This is a genomic window from Paenibacillus agaridevorans, assembly GCF_018604145.1.
GTDB lineage: Bacteria > Bacillota > Bacilli > Paenibacillales > Paenibacillaceae > Pristimantibacillus > Pristimantibacillus agaridevorans.
In genome coordinates, this window is sequence record NZ_CP075889.1 from 274,309 (window position 1) to 297,367 (window position 23,059).

17 protein-coding genes are annotated in these 23,059 nt (G+C 49.7%); 14 read left to right on the top strand and 3 right to left on the bottom strand.

The features are described 5' to 3' along the window. Positions 1–112: 112 nt before the first annotated feature. From KJW29_RS01065 to KJW29_RS01090, 6 genes are all read left to right on the top strand, one after another. Positions 113–2,317 carry a response regulator transcription factor gene (locus KJW29_RS01065; protein ID WP_214628424.1) on the top strand — a complete coding sequence of 735 codons (2,205 nt, stop codon included), beginning with the start codon at positions 113–115 and terminating at the stop codon, positions 2,315–2,317. Positions 2,318–2,643: 326 nt separating this feature from the next. Beyond that, entirely contained in the window at positions 2,644–3,615 is a 972-nt protein-coding gene (locus tag KJW29_RS01070; protein ID WP_214628425.1) for an ABC transporter permease, read from the top strand. Then, positions 3,612–4,505, top strand: coding sequence for a carbohydrate ABC transporter permease (locus KJW29_RS01075; RefSeq protein ID WP_214628426.1), 894 nt, complete (start codon positions 3,612–3,614; stop codon positions 4,503–4,505). Before KJW29_RS01070 ends, KJW29_RS01075 begins: the two co-directional genes overlap by 4 nt. A 96-nt stretch (positions 4,506–4,601) precedes the next feature. Then, on the top strand, positions 4,602–6,185 hold the full coding sequence (locus KJW29_RS01080) for an extracellular solute-binding protein (RefSeq protein WP_214628427.1): 1,584 nt from the start codon (positions 4,602–4,604) through the stop codon (positions 6,183–6,185). A 51-nt stretch (positions 6,186–6,236) separates the two neighbouring features. Next, entirely contained in the window at positions 6,237–7,400 is a 1,164-nt protein-coding gene (locus KJW29_RS01085) for a glycoside hydrolase family 88 protein (protein ID WP_214628428.1), read from the top strand. A 109-nt stretch (positions 7,401–7,509) separates the two neighbouring features. Continuing rightward, positions 7,510–12,534: a golvesin C-terminal-like domain-containing protein gene (locus tag KJW29_RS01090; RefSeq protein WP_214628429.1), complete on the top strand. Its 5,025-nt coding sequence runs from the start codon at positions 7,510–7,512 to the stop codon at positions 12,532–12,534. Between the two features lie 162 nt (positions 12,535–12,696). Here the strand turns inward: KJW29_RS01090 and KJW29_RS01095 are convergent, their stop codons facing one another. Both KJW29_RS01095 and KJW29_RS01100 read right to left on the bottom strand, forming a co-directional pair. Further along, positions 12,697–13,389, bottom strand: coding sequence for a VanZ family protein (locus KJW29_RS01095; RefSeq protein ID WP_214628430.1), 693 nt, complete (start codon positions 13,387–13,389; stop codon positions 12,697–12,699). After that, positions 13,386–13,715, bottom strand: a complete 330-nt coding sequence (locus tag KJW29_RS01100; RefSeq protein ID WP_214628431.1) for a PadR family transcriptional regulator — start codon at positions 13,713–13,715, stop codon at positions 13,386–13,388. Before KJW29_RS01100 ends, KJW29_RS01095 begins: the two co-directional genes overlap by 4 nt. Positions 13,716–13,922: 207 nt before the next feature. Between KJW29_RS01100 and KJW29_RS01105 the strand changes: the two genes are divergently transcribed. The 5 genes from KJW29_RS01105 to KJW29_RS01125 all read left to right on the top strand — a co-directional run bounded on the left by KJW29_RS01105 (position 13,923) and on the right by KJW29_RS01125 (position 16,724). Further along, positions 13,923–14,375, top strand: a complete 453-nt coding sequence (locus tag KJW29_RS01105; protein ID WP_214628432.1) for a GNAT family N-acetyltransferase — start codon at positions 13,923–13,925, stop codon at positions 14,373–14,375. A gap of 270 nt (positions 14,376–14,645) precedes the next feature. After that, on the top strand, positions 14,646–15,098 hold the full coding sequence (locus tag KJW29_RS01110) for a hypothetical protein (protein ID WP_214628433.1): 453 nt from the start codon (positions 14,646–14,648) through the stop codon (positions 15,096–15,098). A 119-nt stretch (positions 15,099–15,217) separates the two neighbouring features. Continuing rightward, a complete protein-coding gene (locus KJW29_RS36690; protein WP_214628434.1) occupies positions 15,218–15,664 on the top strand; it encodes a double zinc ribbon domain-containing protein in 447 nt (148 codons plus the stop codon). Between the two features lie 46 nt (positions 15,665–15,710). Beyond that, positions 15,711–16,292, top strand: a complete 582-nt coding sequence (locus tag KJW29_RS01120) for an SUKH-4 family immunity protein (protein ID WP_214628435.1) — start codon at positions 15,711–15,713, stop codon at positions 16,290–16,292. Positions 16,293–16,367: 75 nt separating this feature from the next. Next, positions 16,368–16,724: a VOC family protein gene (locus KJW29_RS01125; protein ID WP_214628436.1), complete on the top strand. Its 357-nt coding sequence runs from the start codon at positions 16,368–16,370 to the stop codon at positions 16,722–16,724. Positions 16,725–16,771: 47 nt separating this feature from the next. On the opposite strand, the gene KJW29_RS01130 is transcribed toward KJW29_RS01125, so the two are convergent. Then, the gene (locus tag KJW29_RS01130) at positions 16,772–17,704 is read right to left on the bottom strand and encodes an AraC family transcriptional regulator (protein WP_214628437.1); all 933 of its coding nucleotides are present in this window, start codon (positions 17,702–17,704) and stop codon (positions 16,772–16,774) included. A gap of 367 nt (positions 17,705–18,071) precedes the next feature. Between KJW29_RS01130 and KJW29_RS01135 the strand changes: the two genes are divergently transcribed. The 3 genes from KJW29_RS01135 (at position 18,072) to KJW29_RS01145 (ending at position 23,043) form a co-directional block, all read left to right on the top strand. Then, the gene (locus tag KJW29_RS01135) at positions 18,072–19,799 is read left to right on the top strand and encodes a sensor histidine kinase (RefSeq protein WP_214628438.1); all 1,728 of its coding nucleotides are present in this window, start codon (positions 18,072–18,074) and stop codon (positions 19,797–19,799) included. 4 nt (positions 19,800–19,803) lie between these two features. Further along, positions 19,804–21,210 carry a response regulator gene (locus tag KJW29_RS01140; RefSeq protein WP_214628439.1) on the top strand — a complete coding sequence of 469 codons (1,407 nt, stop codon included), beginning with the start codon at positions 19,804–19,806 and terminating at the stop codon, positions 21,208–21,210. Between the two features lie 162 nt (positions 21,211–21,372). After that, positions 21,373–23,043, top strand: coding sequence for an extracellular solute-binding protein (locus KJW29_RS01145; RefSeq protein ID WP_214628440.1), 1,671 nt, complete (start codon positions 21,373–21,375; stop codon positions 23,041–23,043). Positions 23,044–23,059 lie beyond the last annotated feature (16 nt).

Below are 23,059 nucleotides of genomic sequence, written 5' to 3' on the forward strand. Positions count from 1 at the left end.
CTCCCTTTCAAACAGAATAATACTATATCTCCATGCAAAAAAGAAGGCGCTCGCTTTAATTAAAGCAACTTATGCGATTGATTACGATTGATCTGCAACAGGGGGAATTAAAATGATAGCCCGTTTAAAGGGGAGTTACTTCGCCAAATTAATGATGTCGCATTTAGCCCTTACCATGCTTCTAATTACGCTTAGCGGAGGATTATTGCTTAATAAAACGGCTGACATGATTACAAAGGAAATGAGGTCAACCGGAGAGATGCAATTGGCATCCATGAGGGAGACGCTTGAGAGCCAGCAACTGGAGAGCTATAATTCTGCCCTGCTTAATAAAGCATTGAGTACGGTACGAGTAGAAGCGGAAAGCGAGATCCAGTTTTTTTTGACCAATGGCAAAGGAAATAACTATTACCGGATTACTCGTTTGGCGCAAGATTTAAAAACCCTTTCAATGTCCCTTCCGATGCTGCATAACTTATCGTTTTATTTTGCCAATGACAATTTTGTAGTGGATCAATATTTTCATAATTCGCCGGATAACTCGCCGCAAGCAAAGCTGCTGCAATCTGACAAGCCGATCTTGACACATCAGTGGTTTGTACGTGACGTAGCGACGCAGAGCCTGGATAAAGAAAATAAAATTGTCATCACCTATGTCTATACATTGCCCTATATGGCGCGAGCCGGGCAGATTAAAGGGTATATGATTGTCGATCTGGATGCGGAAAAACTGATTGCATCCGTAGGCGAACATCTGACTGCAAACGGAGAAAAGTTGGTTGTTATGAGTGCGGACGGGCAAGTCATAGGCGCTTCTTCTGAATGGGAGGATTCCATGCTGCAATTGGTACGGAAGCATCTGCCGAAACAAGAGGAACAGATGGTGAGAGTCGACGATAATGTTATTACTCTTTTGCCCGCCGACCAGTCGAGATTAAATTGGCATTATGCTTTGCTGCGCCCGCAAACTTCCGTTCTGTTAACGACACAAAAGATGAAAAGCGAGATATGGATGGCCGGTCTTGCAATAGCATTGCTTGGCGCGATTGTTTCCTACGTGGTGTCAAGGAAGGTTTATGGTCCATTCCGCTACATTACCCAGCGGGTCAGAAGCGCAAGCGGCTATGCCAAGTCCGGCCATAATGAAATCGGCTGGCTCGAGCAAGCATTAGGTTTTCTCGATAAGCAGCGTGCAGTTTACATGACTGAGAAAAGGGAGAAGCAATGGAGGGAAGCCATTCTGGGCAATCTTGATTTTACGGGCGAGGAGCTGCTTATTCCGAGCGAGGGCTGCTTTATGCCTGTTTCCTTGGAGCTTGAAGGGATGGAGTACGGTCGTTTTGCGCAATTGCTGGTCAAATCGGGGGAGAAATCTCCCTTGTATGAGGAATTATTGGTCCTCAGCGCTAATGAAGCGGTTATCGTGTATTGGTGCGAAGAATGGAGAAGCGATATGGAAGCGATCATTCGCGATCGATTGCAGTTGGCAGCGTCCGCAGTACCGGAGTCATTCCGTTATATTGCCGGATTTGGAACGGCGACAAACAAATTGGAAGGCATCCCATTATCGGCGGCAGAGGCCCAAACGGCTAGAAGATACGGATTTTTGAGCGAGGAAAGCGGCTGCATCAGCTATCGATTGATTGAACGCAGGAAGGGTTTGTATCCCGAGCTTAAGCTGGAGCCATTTGACACTTTGCTTCGCAGCGGGGGACGTCATGAGCTTGATCAATATTTGACGATGTGCGAGACCGATCTGAGAGGCGAAGAATATTCGATTGAGGCGATCGAGCTTGTGTTGATGCAGCTTCATCTCTATGCCTCAAAGGCAAAGATGATGCTGGACGGCAATGAGAATGAGCCTGTTGCCTTTGTATGGCAGTCTACGCTTGGCAAGGCAATCTCCGAACTGCGTCAGCTCAGCATGACGGTTGTGGAACAGCGTACGGAAAAAAAGAATGTTCGTTACGAAAGGATTTTCTCCGGCATAAAGGAATATATCGATCTTCATATTCATGAAGATATCTCATTGGAGCAGTTGTCGGCAATTACATCATACTCAAAGCAATTCGTATGCAAATTATTTAAGGAAGAGCTGCAGCTGACATTTGTTGAATATTTGACAATTAGAAGGCTCGAGCATGCTGCGCAATTGCTTCGAACAACGACGGATCCGATTGGCGCCATTGCCAGCCGTAGTGGATTTCGCAGTTCGCAGTATTTTTCCAATAAGTTCAAATCCAAATTTGGCGTTACGCCTGTTCAATATCGATCGACACGCAGCGAAATCCGTATGGCGCAGCATGTTCCAGAGTAGCCTTGATCTTGTATACGAGCGATGTCTATTACAATTTGTCGGAACATGCCAAGCGGCTGCTTGCTCCATTTGGTAATTCGATCTGCGCAATGATTTGAAGCCATCCTATACATTTCGTTTTGAACGGTAAAAGGCACCTTTTTTGGAGGTGTCTTTTTGAATTTTTGGAGCACTCGCAGGTGAAAGATGTGTAAAATCGTCAGGCAGACATCGATGTTCAGATCTTACACATCGAATTCAAATTGTTCAATAGATCATAAACCTCCCAAATGTTACATTGAGTCCATAACCAAGATACATCGACACAGGATGAAAGGAGCAAGGGAATGAACAGCAAGATGAATGCGCTGTCAAATGCGTCTGCACGTCATCTTAGGAGCGGCGAGAGACGCGAGTCGCGCTGGACGAAGTATAAGAAGAGCAAGTATTTGTTTCTCATGTTAATTCCTCTATTTGTTTACTATGCCATATTCGAGTACGGCCCGCTGTACGGCATACAGATTGCTTTCAAGGATTATATGATCAGGGACGGTATTTGGAACAGTCCATGGGTTGGAGTCAAGCATTTCGACTACATGTTCAATGCATCTCCGGACTTCTACAAAATATTAAAAAATACGGTCATCATTAGTTTATACCATATTATATTTGGATTTCCGGCCCCGATCTTGCTCGCCCTTATCTTTAATGAGCTGCGGGTCGAGCTGTTTAAGCGAGTGAGCCAAATTATATCGTATTTGCCGCATTTCTTGTCCTGGGTCGTACTCGGCGGTTTGTTGATTACCATTCTCTCGCCGACGACCGGGGCAGTTAATGCGGTGCTGGGCTGGCTTGGCATCGAGCCGATTTATTTTCTCGGCGATCCGAATTACTTCCGTTTCACCTTGATTTTATCATCGATATGGAAGGAAATCGGCTGGGGCACGATTATTTATTTGGCTGCGATGACGGGCATTGATCCGCATCTGTACGAAGCAGCTAAGATGGATGGAGCCGGTCGCTGGAAGCAGACGACTCATATAACGCTCCCGAGCATTATGAGCGTGATTGCTATTTTGTTTATTTTCAAGACAGGTCAAATTCTAAACGCTGGCTTCGATCAAATATTTAATTTGTACAATCCGGCCGTGTACAGCGTGGCCGACATTCTGGATACGTATGTATACCGTGTTGGTTTAATGCAGCTGCAGTACAGCTTCACAACGGCGGTTGGCTTGTTTAAAAACGTAATCGCGTTCTCCCTTGTCCTGTTTACCAATTATATGGTGAAGAAGCTCGGTCAGGAGGGGATTCTATGAAAGCCTTTAGCAGAATGACATTCGGCGAAGCGGCTTTTCAAGTAATTGCCGTTGTCATTGTAACCTTGCTCTGTATTTCGACGCTGTATCCATTTATCCATGTTCTGTCGGTTTCGCTCAGCGCTCCCGCGGAAGCGATCCAGCCTGGCATCCACTTGTATCCGAAGGCGTTTACTATGGCGGCGTACGAGCAAGCGGTCAAGCTCCAAGGAATATGGGTGGGCTTTGGCAACACGATATATCGTACCTTAGTCGGCACCTTTCTGTCCGTATTCGTGATGTCACTAGGAGCGTATGCGCTTTCGAAGAGGCATTTGCCCCATCGCGGCTTTATTACGATGGCGGTCATCGTTACCATGTTCTTTAGCGGGGGACTCATTCCGACGTTCCTGCTTATTAAAGAGATCGGGTTGTACGATACACGCTGGGCGCTGATCATTCCCGGATTGTTTAATACGTTTTATATGCTCATCATGAGAAACTTTTTTATGAGTATTCCTAGCGAGCTTGAGGAATCCGTGAAGATAGACGGCGCGAATGATTTGCGCATTTTGTTTCAACTCGTTCTTCCGCTTTCGAAGCCGATTCTGGCGACGATATCGCTGTGGATCGCCGTCTATCATTGGAATGAATGGTTTAACGGACTCATCTACATTCAGGATCAAAGCAAGATTGTGCTGCAAATATATTTGCGGAGGCTGATTGTCGAGAACAGCGATGCCGACGTACAGCTTCTCATGCAGCAAGCAGCTGGCGACAGCATCCCGATTGTGCCGGAGACGATCAAAGCGGCAGTGCTGATGATTGGAACAATCCCTCTATTGCTGGTGTTCCCGTTTATTCAGAAGCACTTCGTGAAAGGAATCATGCTCGGATCTCTTAAAGGTTAATCTGCAAGCTCCGTGATTGAAACGGAAGTCCTGAACGTTCAGGAACCTCTGTTTTAATATAAATCAATGAACATATAAAGGGAGGCGCAAGCAGAGATGAAATGGATAACAAAGTTAGGAATTGTGGCATTAATTGTGGCATTGGCAGCAGGATGCTCCGGCGGCAACAAGGGGAGCAGCAATGGAAGCGGCAAAAACGGCGAAGCAACAAACAAGCCGTCCGCCAGTTCCGAACCATCCGCAACGGCAAACGATGAGCCGATTGAAATTGCTTGGTTAAGCTTTAACTTCCCCGCAGAGGATGGCAGCATTGGGCAGAAGTATATCGAGGAGAAATTTAATGTCAAAATCAAGAACATTCGGATTGACCGAGCAAATTGGAAGGATCAGTTGAATGTTCGCCTGGCTTCCGATGAGCTTCCGGATGTGTGGCTCTTATGGGGCATTGCCGATGTCAACGCCTATAGCGGACAAAATCTGCTGGCAGAGCTGCCTATCGATGAGATAAAAGCGAAAATGCCTAGCTTGGCCAAGCTTGTCGACGATAATAATCCGGCAGCCTGGTCGAATGGACTGATCAATGGCAAAAATTACGGCATTCCGATTACGAATGTAGATGGGATTTATCCGTTGCTTCCTTATTACAATGAAAATTGGTTGAAAGCTATCGGTTACGATGCTCCGCCGACAACGCTGGAGGAGCTGGAGGATGTTGTATATAAATTTCGGAATAACGACCCCGACCAAAATAGCAAAAAAGATACTTACGGTTTAACGGGAAAAGGATCGTTAGCTGATCTTAATCAAAGCTTTCCTTACGTTTTCGGAGCCTTTGACGTGCAGCCTCAGTTTTGGGTAGAGGACGGAAACGGCGGTCTTGCATACGGCATGACGACCGAAAATGCGCGCGAGGCGTTTAAGTTGCTTAATAAATGGTTCAAGGACGGAGTGCTTGATCCCGAATTTATTACGGCGGATGGCAATAAGAAGGAATTCGAGAACGGCCTGGTAGGCGTGAAGTTTGACCAATGGAATTATCAGCGTCCAACGCTGCGCAAGCAAATCAAGGTGACGGATAGCACCTACTTTCCGACGATCGCGGGAACTCAGGTAGCGGCTCCGGAATACACGGGACATGGAATGGCATGGGGATTGACAGGCAATTACATGGGGATGGGAGTCGATGTGGATAAGACGCCGGGCAAGAGAGAAAAAATCTATGAAATATTAAATGCGGCCTATTCGGACTCAGAGGTAATGAAATATCTGAGTTTTGGCGAGGAAGGCGTTCATCATGATTTGGTTAATGGCCTGCCCGTCATCAAAACAGAGATGACCGCAGACAAGCTTAACAATCTCGGCATCGGGGCTTATTACGGTATATTGTCCAGCAAGTCGCTGGAAGGCGAGCTGCTAAGATATCCAACGGAGGATCTCGAATGGAGAAAGCAAGTCGTTAAGGATATCCCGTTAATGTATGATCAGGTCAAATTTAATATCCCTTCCGCCAGCCAGTTCCCGGATATCAAAAATATGGAGAGCGAATACTTCATTAAATTTATAACAGGCGATGTCGATTTGGATAGCGGATTTGATGACTTCATCGAAAAATGGAAAAAGGCTGGCGGCGAAGTTCTGACCAAGGAAGTCAACGAGATCTACGCAACCAATCAAAAGTGAGCGGTTTGAAAATAGAAGACGGGCAGCACGGGGTGAAAGGATGAATCATGCATGAAGGAAACCATTGCAGGACCCATAGAGGCAAAGCTTGAGCAGGCATGGCAGGTTGGCATAAAGAAGATTTATGCCGGTATCGCGCAATTTCCCGGCGAGCTCCGGGAAATTGCGGAGTCGAAGGATGGCCGGTATTTTGACGAGTCGTATGGGAGCATGTTGGACTTCTATCATATCGGCTGCTGGGTTCCATCCTTCTTTACGGGCTGGGCGCTCATCGCATACGAGAGTTCTGATGACCGCTCTTTGCTTAGATGGGCTAACGGACTGCAAGGCTCTTACGAAAAGAAGGTGTTCGAGCATGCGGATAATACGATGCACGATCTCGGTTTTCTGTACAGTCCTTATTGCGTAAAGCTTTATAAATTAAATGGCGATTTAAACCATCGCAAGACCGCGTTGCGGTCGGCGGAAGTTCTGGCATCCAGGTATGTAGTCAAAGGGGAGTACCTGAAAGCATGGGGAAGAATGGATGAAAATGATCCGTCATCATGGGGAAGCGGGATCGCGATTATAGACACGATGATGAATCTGCCTCTCCTGTTCTGGGCGACAGAAGAGACGGGCAATTATTATTACAGAGACATCGCCATCAAACATGCGGATATGACGATGAAACGGATGGTCAGGCCGGACGGTTCCGTCTATCATGCCTACCGCTTCGATTCGGACACCGGACAGCCGGTCGGAGGCGACAATCATTGTGGCCATAGTGTCGAATCCTATTGGGCGAGGGGCACGACATGGGCGATGTACGGCTTCGCCATAGCTTATCGGTACACGGGCAACAGGCTCTATCTGGAGACGGCTATCCGGCTTTCCGAGCATTTTATCAGCCAGTTGGACGACAAGATCGTGCCCGTTTGGGACTTCCGCTTGCCCGAGCAAGAACCCGACCACAGAGACAGCTCCGCCGCAGCTATCGCAGCCAACGCATTTATGGAGATTCTGCGGTTCGACCCGGGCAACGTTCTTCTCAAGGAATGGACGGACCGGCTGCTGCTGAAGTTGTCCGGGGAAGATTACACGGATAATAACCCGGATTGCCCGGGACTGCTCCGGCAATCGAACGGCAAGCAGATGTATACGATTTACGGAGATTACTTTTATATGGAGGCGCTGGCCAAGCGGCTGTCTAAACCATTTACGAACTGTTGGTAACGGGATCGAGCATAACAACAATCGCGACTGGCTCTTTGAATTTTTCGAGGGGCCAGTTGCCATAGCTGCATGAAAAGTTTCTCTAAAAAGAGGAGGGTAATTCATGTCAATGTCTCGTAAAGTCCTCATTAAGGTTACGCTTATCGCTTTATTTGTCCAAAGTCTGCTTGGGGATTCAATCTTCGGCATGGAGAACAACAAGGTAATGGCAGAAAGTATCGTAGTTATCGTGTATAACGATGACGAGGGATTCACCACGGATTCTCCATGGGTGATTGGACAAGGCGTTGGCTACACGCAAAGCTCGCGTTATTATCATGACGGATCGACAGGCGCAGATCCGGCCAAGTGGGCGCAGTTCACGCCAGACATCCCGGTGGAAGGCTATTACACTATATCCATGTGGGTGCCGCCTTTCGGCACAAGGCCCGAAGCTGCGCCGCTCGAGATCAAATATAGGGACGGCATCAGCACGGATCTGACCATTAATCAAAAGGCAAACAGCAACAAATGGGTGAAAATTGGTACATTCCTGTTATCAGAGGGTACAGAAAATTATCTGAAATTATTAGCCTCGGATGCAGGAACCACGCTTGCCGACGCCGTGAAATTCGAATGGGTGGCTGAAGCGGAGACGCCCGATCCGTCGCCTACTTCCACTTCATCGCCTTCATCTACGCCTTCCCCTGTTCCATCGCCGACTCCGACAACAAGCCCGTCTATTCCGCCCGAAAACGCAACCGTAATTGTTTATAATGACGACGAAGGGTTTACGACGGATTCGCCATGGGTAGTTGGACAAGGAGTAGGCGGAACACAAAGCTCGCGTTATTATCATGACGGTTCGGCTGGCGCCAATCCGACCAAATGGGCCATGTTTACGCCCGATATCCCTGTGGAAGGCAACTACATCATATCGATGTGGGTTCCGCCGCATGGCACGAGACCGGAAGCGGCGCCGCTAGAAATCAAGCATAGGGATGGGTTAAGCACGGATTTCACCATCAATCAGAGGGATGACCGAAATAAGTGGGTTGAAATCGGCACATTCGCGCTCTCGCAGAGCACGGATAATTATTTGAAAATACTTGCCTCGCATCCAGGTTATACGCTAGCGGACGCGGTGAAATTCGAGTGGACGACAAAGGAGGTCACTCCTGCGCCTACACCAACAACTGCTCCAACTGCCACGCCTTCGCCGGGTCAAACGACGCCGATTGCCCCTGGACTGGACGGTGATTTGGCGGAACGTTTTCCGGTGTACCAGGTTTCCGTCAATAAAGTATTGACGGGAGATAATAGAGGATTTGGGGTGCTGGCTCGATACGACGGCAGCGGTCCGCAAGAGGTGTATTTGAGCCGTACCACGCAAACGCCGACCTTTGAACCGTTTGTCCCTACGGCTTATGCCAAAGTATTTGATCCCGACGGCAATATGGTGCTCCTTCACGATTTCAGCAGTCAGCCGCCCGGCAAGAAAGTCGAAATCCTCACGATTCCATCGGGGCAGCCCGGCATATGGACGGTCTCCTTTACGGGCGGACGAGAGGGAGATATCCTTGAAATCGGCCTGCCGGAGACGGATGTTTGGGGCGTGCGGGGCGAGATGGCATTAGGCATTACCGAAACAACGCCCAAAACGGCTTATATTTATCTTGCCGACATCACACAACAAAACCAGCTTCCGACCTTTATGCCTAATTTGGGGAGAGGATACTTTTTTCTCGAGGCTTTTGGCAATGCGCCGCATGTAACCTTGCGCAATCAAACGGGAGCAGTGGCCGGCAATCTGGCGAATGTGGGAGGCAGAAACGTCATCCAATTGGAGTCCACGCCGGTTAATGAGGTATGGTCATTGGATTTGAACGGATTCGGGGGCTATATCGTAATCGACGGAACGCCGGCATTGTTAGCCCCTACAGCTGAAGCTGCGCTGGCATTAAAGGGAGGAACGTTTGAAGCGGAAAGGTTTATCATGCCCGGCAAGCTGCAGGCAAGGCTTAGGGAGAAGATGGTAGAGCTTGCGGAGCAGTCTTTGGAGGTAGAGCTGGATTTTCCGGAAGAAGTGCCGTTGGATCTCGCCAATCCTCGCATGGAGGCGCTATTGTACGGAAAATACGGCAGTCTTCAAGGGTTGGACTATGCCTTTGAGCATCAGATATTGGACAAGGACGATCCGGGTTTCGGCATGATTCTGGATTATGATCCGGCAAGGCCGGTCAAAAATCAATATTCCTCCTTTGCCGGCGCGATGGCTGCCGCGGTCGCCGTGCCGGGGCAGATGAACCCTGCCTACGAAAACGAGGCCTTGTTAAAACGCGCGGTATTAAACTCCATGAGTTTTCTGGCGTGGCTTCAGGGGGACTTTACCTATAAGGATTCCGATCTAAGGGATCTGCCTGTCCCTAGCACGAATTATTTTATAATGGTCGGTCCCATGGTCGTTGATCCTTTTTTACTGCTTCACGATAAGGTGGACCCGGAGACCGCCGCTCTTTGGGAAGAAGCCGTTACCGCCTTTTTGGATAAAAACGCGGATACCAGAAGCTTTCTCTCCAATCAATGGTCGCATAACATACTCGCCCAATTATATATGTATGAGGCGACGGGAGAAACCCGGTTTTTGCGTAATTTCGAAAAAATGGCTGCAGCTTTTATGGATGGCGCCCATGGAGCAAGCTCCAAACTGATGGGATTGCATCCGACGGGTTTTTATATGGAGAACTTTGGTCCGGACGGCAACTATGACAGTCTCAGCTCCTTCCACATGGTGGCGTCCTATCTGGTTTACAAAGAGAGTGGAGCCGCCGATCGCGTTATTTTGGAAAAATTGCGAGCGGGGATTGAAAAAAATCTGTATTTCAAGAGCTTCTATTGGCTGCCGCAGCCGGATGGCAGCATGGCTTCCCCTACAGCGATAAACACGAGAACAAATACCCCCATTCATCAGGCGACGTATCCGGGAGACATTATGATGCGTGCCGAAATGCCTTTGTCGCTGACAAGGTATCTGATGTGGCCGGGTCCTTCCGAAGATCCGGCCGATCTGGCCGGCGGGGATGTGATGGCGCATAGAATCAATACCGATGAATGGGCGATCAAGGTGCTTCAAGCGCTGTTGCCGCTTAAGGCCGGGGCGTATGATATGATCAGCTATTGGCCGCATATTATTTATTCGGCGTTTAGCAAGCCTGTTGCAATAGAGCCTGCCGCGCTTCCGATTGACAGCGAGTTTGGCACCTGGGAGCTTCCGGGGCAAGTAGCATGGAAGCGAGGACCGCTGTACGGAGTCGTATTTTATGATGTAACGGGAGTTTCCGGCAAGATTCCGCAGGCCAAATTTGGAGGCGGTCCAACCGTTATGTGGGGAGAGGGAACAGGGAGCGTCGTTTCCTCGTTGCGGAACAACAAGAACGGCACTATCACGTTACCGTCCGATATGACGCATTCCGGCGTTTTCGGCAAGGATCACAACGGGAAATTTTTTTATACGGGCGAAGAGCGTACGTCTCTGACCTGGATTGTGCAGGATGAAATCTTCGAGCTACGGACACCATTGACCGCTCCCAAAGGAGAGCTGGTCTGGAGGTATGAGCTGGGAGAGCAGCAAACGTTAATAAAGGTCAGTCTTCAGCTGGAGGAGGAAGCTCAAGAGGCATACGTTAACTTGCCGGTCGCATCCGGCGTAGCGGGTACGGAACCTGCGGTATTCGGCGATAATACGCTCATTTATCAAGCGGGAAATTCATCCATGAAGATAGAATGGCCAGCCGATGCGGCCGCGCAATTACAGGAAGAGGTCACAACGGCTTGGGGCAGCGCCCGAAATTTGCAGATCGCTCTGGCATCCGACGGTACGCCTGTAACGATAACGGTATCCATGAAGGAAAACAAGGAAGAACCTGTCGATCCCAATGAAGGGGAGCCGACGAATGGATCGCGGATAGAAAGCATGCCGGTTTCTTCCGACAACGTAGTTTCTGCGAATCGGATTACGGTTGCTGCAACGTCATTGGATCAGCGTACGGGCGAGGCGAAGGCATTTTTAGATAAAGACAATATTCTGGAAGCTCGCAGCAACAGCCAAGCCGGTATTCAGGGAGGCAAGCTCGTGATCGTCGATGTGCCCGAGATTGCAGGGGCGGTTGCTTACACTGTCGTTGTTCCATCCGAATTTTTAACTTCCTACGGTGCGCATGATAAGCTGCGGATTCAGACGGAGATCGGGACGGTGGAGGTTCCCGGCCATATGCTTGCGGCTGCGGTAATCGCTTCCGCAACTGACGTCGAGCTTACCGTCGAGGCATCCGCTGCAGATGAAAAACCATTCCTTTCGTTGAAAGCCGCTGCCGGGGGACAGAAGATAACAGCCATCAACCCGGAGGCCGCTATAATCGTCACGATCCCTTATACGCCGACATCGGAGGAATTAAAGGCATATGAGCATATCGTCGTCTCCTATACGGCGGAAGATGGCCGAGCGCTTCCGATCCCGACGGGAAGTTACGACGAATCTCTGGGAGCGGTAGTGCTAAGGACCAATCAATTAGGGAAGTACGTCGTGTCCTATCGAGTAGTAAACTTTGACGATATAACCGGATACTACTGGGCCGCGCACTCCATTCGGGTATTGGCGTCCAAAGGGATTATGAGCGGAGAAGGCGAAGGAGGCTTCAAGCCGGCAGCGGGAATAACGAGGGCGGACTTTGTCGATGCGTTGGTTCGAGCTCTTGGAATTACGACGACGGTTGATGCTAACTTCGCGGATATACCCGATCGCTCCGATTATTATAATGCCGTTGGCATAGCCCGGAAGCTGGGGATAACAAAAGGGATAGGCGGGAACAGGTTCAAGCCAGACGAGCTTATATCCAGGCAGGAAATGATGGTAATGGTTTCCAGGGCGTTGGCCATGGATAACAAATATAGGTCAGACGGTATCAACAAAGAACTTGATACGTTCAAGGACATAGCGGATATCGCCCCTTATGCCATTTCAGAGATAGCGGCATTGGTAAGAGAAGGCATTGTTCAAGGCAGCGATCATGCCATTCATCCTCATAAACCAGCTTCAAGAGCAGAGGCTGCCGCCATTGTATACAGATTGTATGACAAACTCGACATCACACTTTAAACAAATCAGGAGAAGTTCTGTTTGAGGGCTGACGGGCAGTTTAGTGTGGGTGGTGACGGCGAGCATATATGCGAGAGTGAAGTGATTTTCGTTCATACGGTAGAATGCAAAGAGCAGGAATACGTGCATTCCTGCTCTTTTATTTCGAATCGTACGTCGCATTTACTTTATCGCTGGGCGAAGCTTCTGCAACGTAATTCGCCAACCCATGACAGCCATTAGCCATACCGCGTATCCGATTGCTCCACCGAGTACGTTCAAAATGAGATCGTCTACGTCGAAGGAGCCGAGTCGCGTACCTAGTTGGGTCAGTTCGATGGTAAGGCTCGCCAGCATCGTCCAGAAGATGGTCGTCGAGAAACGCCGTGCCTTAGCGAAGAGGATCGGCAACAGGAATCCAAGCGGAACGAATAGCAGCACGTTGCCGAAGAGATTAAAGAACCAAGTATCAAAATTGTAATTCTGGTAACCGTTGGCGTATAGCAGAATGCTTTGGAACGGTGTCAAGTTGGGATGAGGTTGTCCTATGCTGCGTAGTATAAGTCGCGTTTGGGTCAAAAATAGTTGGTAAACAACGATCAGCACATAAGACGTGAAGACGAACCACGACAAGGCTTGCAACCATTTTCGATACGGTGATACCACCTTGTTAATCAAACCTCCCACAAGCTCCGATCCGCCGAAATCGGCAATAGACAACTTAATCGCATCCGCATCTTGCACACCATCGGTGACATAGCTCCTCCGCAATTGCTCCAGATGATCGAAAAACTCTTCGTACAACTCCCTCTTGGTTTCAGCCGAGGCGTCGATGTTTTGCAGTATTTGGTTTAAATACTCTTCAAAAGAATTCATGCGAAACCAGCCTTTCTGCACGATTGAATCAGTGCGTGTACTTGATCCCAAGCGGCTAACTTGTCAGTCAACTTCTTACGCCCGGTCTCTGTGAGCGCGTAGAATTTTCTCCGACCGCTTGCTTCGGTTTCAATCCAATAAGAACGAAGTAGCTCCTTGTTTTCGAGCCGTTTCAGCGCGGGATAGAGCGTCCCTTGGCTCATTTGGTACGAATCCCGACTCAACTCCTTCAACTGTTGAACAATCTCGTAGCCATAAGTATCCTTGCGCGCGATTATAGAGAGCAGAAGGATATCGATACTGCCTTTCAAAATTTCTTTGTCCATACCGTTCACCTCTTATTATATTGTATAGCGACATATGTCGTTATACAAGTCTACTGTTTGATTTGGTTTGCGAAATAAGGTCGTTACACTAACGGAAATTAGTGCACTCCCACCTTTATTGGGTGTATTATGATTGGTATATTCTATATCTCTGTCAATGGCAATCCTTTCGTGAACAGGGGAACAATGAAAATCGAGGTGTAATAAATGCAAATACGTAAGTTACATACGCACGAAATCCCGCCATTTGAACTATTATTATTAGCGGATCCTTCACAGAAGCTTGTTGAGGAATATCTTCGAAGAGGACATTGCTATATCGCCTCACTGAATGATCAAATAATAGGAGTCTATGTTTTACTGCCAACAAGACCCGATACAGTTGAATTAGTAAATGTAGCAATTGATGAAACGAATCAGGGCAGAGGGTTCGGAAAACAGTTAGTGAAACATGCAATACAAATTGCGAGGGAATTAGGATTCAAAACGATTGAAGTCGGTACTGGAAATTCAGGTGTTGGGCAACTTGCCCTTTATCAGAAATGCGGCTTTAGAATAACTGGAGTAGACAGAGACTTTTTTGTTAGACATTACGATGAAGAAATATTTGAAAATGGTATACAAGTGGTGGACATGATACGACTATCACAAGATTTATAATGGAACGATTGTTGAACTAACGGAAACATTAGCTTAATGACAACAGCGGCAGTCTAAGACTTTATTTTTCAAGTCCTAGTCCGCCGCTGGTTTATTTTCTTAGCATTAACCTTTAGATCGCGGCAACCCGGTTAATTACACAGCCTGCCGGCGAAATCCTGCAGGCTGTGCAGCTAAAGCTTGCAACCGCCTATCTTATTAGAACGTAAGGGGATAAAGCAGAAGCAGAAAGGATGAGCGAATATTTCTACCCCAGCCTTATTCCGAAAAATGAAAACGCCTAGTTTTATTTTCTTCGTCTCCGTTATCTTCGCGTCCGTCTTGACGGGCTTCTTGTCGAGGCCCTATTTCACGGATCGCGTCTTCTACTTGTACGAGGATACGTACAAATTCGCCGGCGAGCAAGAACGACTCGTCACCTACCATAGCAGCACGGCTGATCCCGTCCAAGTACGCACCGAAGACGAGCTAAACCGCACATTGATCATCGGCGGGCAGTCCTATGCGATTGCGGACATAAGCAACCCTTACTCGATCAAGTTCCGCGTGACCTATCCGAACGGCCATGTCTACAGCGTCGAGGATAATAATGGCTTGCTATGGAGCTACGATGACAAAGGCAATAACGTCATGGCTATTCAGGTTTACGCCAACGGCGAGCGGATCAAGGAAGAAGGGGAAGAAGATTTTCAGCCGTCGGCGCTCGTAATAGCAGCGTACTAGGCGCATGTGGATACTGCTTTTGCCGCTTTTATTGAGCAGAGGCCAGGTTCATGCACAACCTTATTCCATATCATACGTTATAGTAGTAAACAGTTTTAAAAGAAGGATGGTATTGCTTAATGGCGGTAAAGATATGTACCGATTGTGGGGAATCAAACGCTGAAGGCTCGTTAATATGTGTTATTTGTGGTAGTTCGCTTAAAGATGCAATGATGGAAGGAACTCCAAACACTGTTAAAGATTATTCTAGAAACGCAACTCCCGCAACATGCCAGCACTGTAATGAACGTTTGGTCCAAGGATCATTAACATGCAGATATTGTGGATCCGTTGTATCAAAGACGGTAAAAGGTTCTCGTTATTATAGTGATCATATTTCCTCAGGGGAAAGCGGAGGATCCACACCTATGGCGACTTTTGGAAGAGGCTGCTTATGGCTCATCCTTGGTACATTAGGATTGGTACTGATCGCTGTTATTACCCAGAGTACAATTAATATTCCGTGGTTCATATTTATCCCAGTCGTGATTCTTGTCTTCTGGATGGCTTCGAAGAAAGGAAAATAACCATAAGATTGGATTTCAGATTGAAAGAAGAGGAGGAAATGGAGCTTTGAAACGTGTTGTCGTTTATGATCCGGATCTCGTCAGATCCGTCAATTTGCCTGAGAAGGTAGAGGCTTTTTTGCTTAAAGAAGGGCTTCCTCTTATCGAACCCGCGGATGCCGTCTTAGGCGTTCGCTTCCAATCGTTCGCGGATATGGGACTTCTGTACACTGGCGAACGCAAGCTGCTGCCCATCGGATACGAATGGGAGCCGGAGAGCGCCATTCTGGGACTGGCTCAAGGTTCGGGGCATCTATATTCCTTCCACCCGACCTCCGGGCAATCAGGATTCGTTAACTCGGATATCCGTTTGTTTCTGTTGTTCTTATCCTGCGTCCGATCGTTTACAGCAAGTCACTCCGAAGGTGATCAAGCGACGATATGGACGGCGGAGCAAATGCGTGAACGGCTGGCCGCCTTCCGCCGCGGTGAGATCGTTCCGCAACATCCGAAACGGCCGGCCTTCGACCGCAAGACGGAGTTGACCCGGATGCGGGCTTTGTTTGAGGAGAAGGACGCGGCCAGCCTGGCAAACGAAAACCAATGGTGGAGCCTCGTGCTTGAGCAACTGGAAGACGGCTTATTATAGGGCTTCGCTAAAACACTCGGTAGTCGAAAGTAATCTATATTGATGGACAATGCTTGTGTCTAAGGAGGGTTAAAAATGAAGGTCAAACGAATTGTCGCCAATATAAACACGAAGGATATCGCGGCAGCTAAAACCTTCTATCAGGATGTGCTCGGCCTTGACTTAGTGATGGATCATGGTTGGATCAGAACCTATGGTTCAAACGAGGAGATGAGCGTTCAAATTAGTTTCGCCTCGCAAGGCGGCTCAGAAACGCCGACGCCTGAATTATCGATCGAAGTCGATAATGTCGATGCCGCATTAGAAGGCATGAAGAGAGCCGGATTTCCGATAGAATATGGGCCTGTCGACGAACCTTGGGGCGTTCGTAGATTCTATGTTCGCGACCCATTTGGCAAGCTAATTAATATTCTTGCTCATAAACAAGGGTAAACTTACGGCCAATCGTAAACGGACGCTGGTATGGCTTGCTTCATGCGCTATTGGGGGGAGAGGGCCGGCGCCTTATGCCGATCCCTGAACTGCTTGGGCGAACAATCGTTGTACCGTTGGAACAGATCGTAGAAGTGTCCAAGGTTTGAGACTCCCGCCGCTTCGGCAACTTCGGCGATGCTGATGTCGCTCGTAAGCAGCTGTTGCTCGGCCTTCCTTATTCGCTTGTAGGAGACGAAGTCAATAAAGGACATGCCGAACGCTTTCTTGAACGTCTTAATAAAGTGGGTATAGCTCATATTAAGAAGGCTGCTGACCTCGACCACGGACAGTTTGTTGCCCAGTCGTTCTTCCACATAGTCAATTGCTGGCTGCAGCCGATGAGCCAATTGGTTGTCGCTATAATTCAGCTGCTTACGCTCATCATGTCTAAGCAGCAATAAGAGAAGATCTTTGATGCGGGAAGAAACGGCAAGCTCGTAACCAAGCTGGCCTTCGTTCATTTCCTTGAAAATATCGCGGATCAGGGCGGCAGAGCGGGTGCGCGCATCGCGGCACTCCCTGTAAATGTAGTTCAGCGTGCTGAGCGGACGAAGAACTTCCGAGAAGTGACGCATGCTGGTCAGCGTGCTCTGATCCCAATATTTGCGCAGATCAATTTGGAACACGAGGTAACTCAAGTTGCCGTCCTTCGTTTGAATCGTCCTGTGAGGTTCGGAGGATCCGAAAAGGCAGATATCTCCTTTGCGCAGTACCAATCGTTCCTCTGTGCAAAAGGCCGTCAGCTCTCCCTTGAGGATAAGGAGAAACTCTACCTCCTCGTGGTAATGCCATTCTGCATACTGTTTCTGTCTCCAATCCTGCTCGACCTGCAATTGAACGGCTTCCGGCGCGGTATCCTTGCAATCGTTTTGCCAGATTCGCATGGCAAGAAACGGATTCTGATAGACAACTTGCTCATGGTGCATCCCGGAATACATGGCTCGGACTCCTTTTGCTTTCGACTTGTATGGGACAGAATGACGTATGGATATCGTAACATAAACCCGAAATTTGATAAAGAATATGACAGAATACCGTATAAATGAAAACGAATCGGTAATCGAACGGAGAACGCTTGTCGCGATAATGTGACAAGCGTTCTTTGTGTATTGAGGTCTGCTCGACGATTATCGGTCGGATTACGAATCTAATTCAAAGAGGAGCTGGCGAATACGAAGAACCGGATCGGCGACTAGTCAATCTCCGATTGACGGGGTTTTCGCTTGATGTTAGTTTATGAATAAGAACGCTCGGCGGATCGCAATGCCACGAACGTTAACTGCTTACAGGACAGGAGCTGCCGGGATGAACAAACAGACAGTACCACTTCCGTCGTCTAGATCTCTCAAGAATCGACTGGTGCTGTTTTTTACGATTATGGTGCTCGCGCCGCTCGTGTCCATTCTGATTCTGTATCTCAGCAACGTGTATCCGCTGTTGAATCAGCGAATCGAGAACGAAATTCAGAACAATCTGAAGCAGTTCGCGACATCGTTGCAGGGAACGTTGGAAAGTCTGAACTACGCCACACAGCGCTTCGCTTTCGCCGACAGCGTGGGGAGCAAGCTGGGGGAGTGGTTGACTTCGGACGATCTGTACGAGAAATCGAAGCTGACACGGGAGATTACGAGCGAACTCAATTTGATCTCCATTACCAACCCCGTGATTGGACTGACCTTTTATTACGACGAGTCCAGCGAGTCGCTGGTGTTTGCAATGCCGCAGGTAAGGGAGTTTAGACTGGACGAGTTGCCGGTCATGTCTAAGACTTCAAGCATCACCTATTTCCGTCCGCATCGATCACTGGATCGTTTTAATCATCGGAATGTACTATCCGTCATTCGAAGAGTCGACTTGCCCGACAACAAACATGTGATGATCTATGCGGAGACAAGTTATAATTTTATGCAAAATATTCTCGAAACCGATCGGACGAATCGCCCGCATCTCATTGTGGACGACACCGGCGTAGTGATTTATTCGGAAGAGGAGAAGGCGTTCCCGCCAGGCAGTCGTCTCGCTTTGGGTGGTACGAAGAAGGTTCGCAGTACTGGGTATTATCTGTTTCATGAACCGACGTATACAGGCTGGAGGGTCGTCAGCCTGGTGCCCAGTGGCACCTACCATAAGGAGATTAACCGCTGGTTGCTGCAGCTTGGCGTCATTCTGCTGCTGTCGCTTGTCGTGGGCCTTATACTCGCGCGGGTGATCTGGCGCATGGTTTATGACCCGCTGAGGAGAATCAACAGCGGTTTCCAACTGGTCGGCACCGGCGACTTGTCTACGCCAATCGCGTCTACCCGAATCGTGGAGTTCGATCAACTGTTGCGGCACTTCGAGAAGATGCGGCTTCGCATCCGGCAACTGCTGGAGGATAACGCCATCAAAGAGAGGCGGCGAGCGGACTTCGAGACGGAGAAGCTGCTGTACCAGATCAACCCGCATTTTATTCATAACACGCTTGATACGATACGGTGGCTTGCTCGCGTCAAGGGCAATCATGAGATCGACGAGCTGGCTTCTTCGCTGAACAAGCTTCTGTATTACAATCTTGGCAAAAAAGGACATATGTCTACCGTCGCGGAGGAAATCGAAGCGCTGCAGGATTATATTGCCTTGCAAAGAGTCCGCTACGACTTCGAATTCCAGGTGTCCGTGCTGGCGGAGCCGGAGGTGCTTCAGTTCGCGATACCGCGATTTATCCTGCAGCCTCTCGTTGAAAATTCGCTGTATCACGGCAATCTCGGCGAGAACGGGGTCATCACCGTCACGATTGGGCGATTGTCCGGCGAGCCTGTATTCACGATTACAGTGCGGGACAATGGAGCGGGCATGACGCAGCCCAAATTGGATATGCTGATGCAGGACGGTCTCGGAACAGACGGCAAGATCGGTCTTGGCATTGGCACCTACTACGTGCGCAAGGTGCTGGAAAATCAATTTGGACAGTCCGCGGACTTCGGCATAGAAAGCGTCGAAGGTGAAGGCACTTGCGTCTATCTCAAGCTGCCCATCAGACAGGAGGGGACTTAACGAGATGAACGTGTTGGTCGTGGATGACGAAAAACTGGTTCGAGCTGGCTTTATCGCATTGATGCCATGGGACAAATTCGGAATGAAAGTGGCGGGCGAGGCGGCCAATGGCGAGAAAGCGCTGGAATTTTTGTCGGCCAATCCTGTGGATCTGGTCATTACCGACCTGGCGATGCCCGTATTGTCGGGACTGGAGCTGATGCATGTCATGAAGGAGCGGCATCCCGACATTCCGGTCGTCGTGCTGACGTTCCATCAGGATTTCGAGCTGGTGCAGGAAGCGCTGCGCCTCGGCGCTATCGATTATATTGCAAAGGTAGAACTGGAGAAGGAGCAGCTGGAGCAGGTATTGGGCCGGATCAAGGCGCGTATCGGGAAGGAACGTCAACGAGGCGGCATGGCGCAAGTGAGTTTGTCGCTGGAGACACTGGCGCTCGCCTATTATATCGGCAAGCGCGGAGGTAAAGCGGCGGAGCGTCCTGCTCATATGGTCGCAGAAGCGCAGGAACTGGATGACGGCGTCTGGTACGTGCCGCTTCCCGAATACAACAAGGAAGGCGGGGCAGTAAGCATTCAGCAAGCACTTGGCAGAGAATGGACGGTGCTCGGTTTCGAGAGGCCGTGCGGCATAGAACGGGATCGGCTCGGCAAAGCGGCGCGGCGCTTCCGGGAGACGGGGCTGTTCTATCTGTCCGAACCGGAACGTCGCGTCTACCGGGTCGATCCGGAGGCTTGGCTTGCGGAAGCGATGGCTGAACCGGAGACCGTAGCGCTTCAGTCGTCATTGCAACGGAGCTGGATCGAATGGCGATGGCTTCGCGATGACGAGGTGTATGCTGAGCTACTGCGGGCGACAAAGGATGCGCGCCTGCCTGCCATCCGAACGCGGGACATGCTGCTGTCGTCGCTGCGGGAGCTTCGCACGTTCGGAGTGGCCGGAGAAGCGGCGGGTCTGGAGCCGGATCTCGAGCGCATGACGGATTGGAGCGGCTGCGTCGACATGCTGGACGGCATCCGTCGACGATATCAGTCCGCCTTTCTGCATAACGGGTATTCGTCCGAGGTAGTAGAGAGCGTCGCGAAGGCGATTCGGTATGTCGAGGAGCATTTGGAAGAAGATTTTAGCCTCGTTGATGTCGCCGTAGCGGTTAATCTCAGCCGCAGTTACTTCAGCCAATGTTTCCGTGATATGGTGGGCAAGCCGTTCGTTGAATATGTGCGCGCAGCTCGCATGGAACGGGCGAAGCGTCTGCTGGAAAGCACGGACAAACCTATCTACTGGGTAGCGGAACGCTCCGGATATGCCGACGAAAAATATTTTAGTAAAGTATTCCGCAGCCAATACGGGCTGCTGCCGCGCGAATACCGCTCCCGCTATATCGGCACAAGTGGAGAAACGTCCAGCCCATAGTGGATTTTCGTCCGCTGCTAAATCTTTCTTTAGGCGACATGAGGCAAATATGCTCTTAATCAAGGACCGTTTCCCGACTTGGAAACGGTTTTTTTCATTTATAATAAAAGTGCGATCGCAAGCTGAACAGTTAATTAAACAAATACGCTAGGGGGATGTAACGTGTCAACACGATTTATCAGAAACTTCACTCTATTGTTTGTCCTGTCCGCCATGCTGACGACTGCCTGCACCGGTGGAGCGGGCAAGCCGGAGAGCACCGCTGGAACGGGGAGAAATACGGCAACAGCCAACCCGGAGGCAACCTCCATCGTCGAAGAGCACGATCCCTTTGGACGTTACGAGGAGCCGCTCGAAATTTCCATTGGCAAGTCGCTTAATCTGTCTGACAAATCGCTGCCGGAAGGAGATACGCCGATCAGCAACCAGTTTACGCGTTATCTGGAGAAGCGGCTGAATTTGAAGTTTAAAGCTTATTGGCAAGCGGGAGGCGAAGCTTACTCCCAGAAGGTAAGCGTAGCGACCGCCAGTGGCGATCTTCCCGACGCTATGGTCGTGTACTCGTACTCCGAGCTGCGCAAGCTGGTGGACGCCGGATTGGTAGAGGATATGACCGAGGTCATCGAGCAATACGCGTCTCCGCTCGTCAAGGAAATCTATGCGGCGGGCGATCATGCGGCGACCAAAGCGGCCACGTTCGGCGGACGGGTGATGGCGATTCCCGCTTCGCAGGGACTGGGCGACTCGATGTACATGATGTTCATCCGCCAGGACTGGCTGGATAAGCTCGGGCTGCAGGCGCCGACCACGCTGGAGGAACTGGAGCATGTCATCGCTGAGTTTCTGGATAAAAATCCGGGCAACGTCAAGGATCAGATCGGCTTGCCGGCTTACAGCCTGTTCGGCATGACCAACAACTTCCCGACGCTGAATCCGATCTTCGCTTCCTACGGCGCGTTTCCGACCAACTGGGTGAAGGACAAGGACGGCAATGTCATGAGCGGCCTGATCGCCCCGGAGACGAGAGAATCGCTGGCGAAGCTGAGAGAGATGTATGCGGCGGGTCTCATCGACAAGGAGTTTGCGCTGCGCAAGGATGTGTTGGAGCCGATCATCAGCAACCGTACGGGCGTCTTCTTCGGACCGTGGTGGATGGGCTTCAACCCGCTCAACCAGTCGATGCAGAACGATCCGGAAGCACAATGGAAGGCATATCTGGCGCCGCTCGGCAAGGACGGCAAATACAACACGCATGTGCAATCGCCTTCTTCGATGTTCTATGTGGTGAAAAAAGGCTACAAACATCCCGAAGCGATCATGAAGCTGGTCAATGTGCAGACCGAAAACGAACAGGGCCTTGATCCCGAGGCCGATATGGATCTCGGCGTGGACTGGGTCAACGAGCCGCTGCGTGCGCCAGTCGACTTCCCGGATTCCATCGAAAAGGATGCTGAGAAAGTCATCAAGGCTCTGAACAACGAGCTGCCAGCGGATCAGCTTACGAGCAAACAGAAGCGCATTTATGAAAGCTGGCTTAAAACAAAAGACAACCCTACCTCAGATATTGCAGCTTGGTCGGAAGCCTTCTCCTATGTTGTCGGGGGCGGACAACTGCTCCAGCCTCAGCTCAATAAAGTGCCGAGCCTCTACTACGGCGAAACGAACACAATGGTGACGAAGGGAGCGGCTCTCGGCAAGCTGCAGCAGGAGGTGTTTAACAAAATTATTATGGGCTCGGCGCCGATCGAAGCGTTCGACCAATTCGTAATTGATTGGAAGAAGCAGGGCGGTGACGAAATAACGGCCGAGGTGGCCGAACTCCTGCAGCCATAAAACGATAAATGTGAAA